The following is a 2,202-nucleotide window of genomic DNA, read 5'->3' as shown; positions in this document are numbered from 1 at the left end:
GGGCAACACCGTCGCCGCTTGGAAGACGATCGCCGACAACGAGCACTTTTACGGCTTTGGCGAGCGGACTGGGCTTTTAGACAAGCGATCGGAGCGCCAAACCAACTGGACCGTAGACGCACTGGACTACAACACGATCACAGACGAAATGTACCAGGCGATTCCGTTCTTCATGGCGCTGCGTCCAGACCTCTGCTACGGTATTTTCTTCCATACGAGCCACTGGAGCCAGTTTGATCTCGGTGCCAGCCAGCCTGGAGTTTGGCAGATGCAAACTCACAGCGGCGAGTTGGACTATTACATCCTCTACGGTCCTACCCCTGACAAAGTTGTCGCTGCTTACACCGAGCTGACCGGACGAATGCCTCTGCCGCCGAAGTGGGCGCTGGGCTATCACCAGTGCCGCTGGAGCTACGACTCCGAGGACGTTGTCCGATCGCTGGCACAAGAGTTCCGCGATCGCCGCCTCCCCTGCGATGTGATTCACCTCGATATTGACTACATGCGTGGCTTCCGCGTGTTTACCTGGAATCCCAAGCGCTTTCCTAATCCGGCGACCCTGCTGAAGGACTTAAAAGACGACGGCTTCAAGGTGGTGACGATCGTCGATCCCGGGGTCAAATACGAGCCAGAAGCGGATTACGAAATTTATGAGCAGGGATTGGAGCACGATTACTATGTGCGGCAATCCAACGGCGAGATTTTTCACGGCTATGTGTGGCCCGATCGCTCAGTTTTCCCAGATTTTCTGCGTCCAGAGGTGCGCCAGTGGTGGGGCGATTCCCAAAAGGCGCTGACCGACGCAGGCGTTGCTGGCATCTGGAACGACATGAACGAACCGTCCATGAACGATCGTCCCTTCGGCGATCACGGCGACCACATCTGGTTTCCAATGGATGCGCCCCAAGGTCCCGCCGACGAAAAAACCACTCACGCGGAGGCGCACAATCTCTACGGACTACACATGTCGCGGGCAAGTGCAGAAGGACTGGAGCGGCTAAGGTCTGGGGAGCGATCGTTTGTGCTGACCCGCTCCGGCTTTGCGGGGGTGCAGCGCTATTCCTCGGTGTGGATGGGCGACAACCAATCCTGGTGGGAGCATCTAGAGCTTTCCCTACCGATGCTGTGCAATATGGGACTATCGGGCGTTGCCTTCGTCGGCTGCGACATCGGCGGCTTCGCTGGAAACGCCACAGCGGAACTGTTTGCCCGCTGGATGCAGGTGGGAATGCTCTACCCGCTGATGCGGGCGCACTCTGCCTTAGACACCGAGCAGCACGAACCGTGGGTGTTTGGGGAGCAGACCGAACGCATCTGCCGCGAATACATGGAGCTGCGCTACCGCCTGCTGCCCTATCTCTACACACTGTTCTGGGAGGCAGCCACCAGCGGCACGCCAATTCTGCGTCCACTGCTTTACCACTACCCGAACGACGCAAAGACCTATCATCTGCACGATCAGGCGCTTTTAGGTCCCTCGCTGATGGCAGCTCCGATCTGCCGTCCGGGAGTAGAGCACCGCGCCGTGTACCTGCCGGAGGGGATCTGGTTCGACTGGTGGACAGGAGAACGCTACGTGGGTCCGACGCACATTCTGGCGCATGCGCCGCTAGAGCGAATGCCGCTCTACGTCAAGGCAGGGGCAATTATTCCGATGCAGCCCGTGATGCAGTACACCGATGAGCGTCCTGTGGACGAACTGCGGCTGCGAGTTTGGTCGGGCATGGGTGAGTTAACGCTTTACGAGGACGACGGACACAGCTTTGACTACCGCGAGGGGGCGTGGGCAACGACGACGTATCGAGTCAGCAGCGAGGTTGATCGCACCACGATCGCCATTAGCGCTCGCGAGGGCAACTGGACGCCACCTGCCCGAACGGTGATTGTGGAACTCGTTGGCGTGGGAGAACAGCAATTTGAGGATGACGGCAGCGATCGAAGCCTAACCTTTTAACAGGGTGTTCCAGGTAGTTAAGGGGCATTTGCGCCCCTTGACTCCCCAACGATCGTCATGCCTGCGAATCTTTCAGCTTGAAGGTTTTGCGGAACACCCACTGCATCAAACTCGGAAACAGGCGATTCGATGCCAGCGAGAGATTTGCAGAGCCAACCATCACTTCAGACTTCTGGTGCTGCACTGCGTCCCAAATTGCCTTGGCGACATCGTCAGGCTTCTCGACCGCAGGCACCTTTAGCACTTGC

The 2,202-nt window shown here is 58.2% G+C and carries 1 protein-coding gene and 1 pseudogene; one reads left to right on the top strand and one right to left on the bottom strand.

Going from position 1 to position 2,202, the window contains the following annotated elements:
• On the top strand, positions 1-1,954 hold a 1,954-nt coding region (locus tag H6F43_RS05800; protein ID WP_190341578.1), incomplete at its 5' end, for a TIM-barrel domain-containing protein.
• A gap of 55 nt (positions 1,955-2,009) precedes the next feature.
• Here H6F43_RS05800 and H6F43_RS05795 read toward each other — a convergent pair.
• Positions 2,010-2,202: pseudogene (locus H6F43_RS05795) on the bottom strand (oxidoreductase); the annotation flags it as partial.

This window comes from Leptolyngbya sp. FACHB-36, from assembly GCF_014695955.1.
Lineage (GTDB): Bacteria > Cyanobacteriota > Cyanobacteriia > Leptolyngbyales > Leptolyngbyaceae > FACHB-36.
The sequence above is the reverse complement of the archived record's forward strand: the minus strand, read 5'-3'. Positions and strand labels throughout refer to the sequence as shown.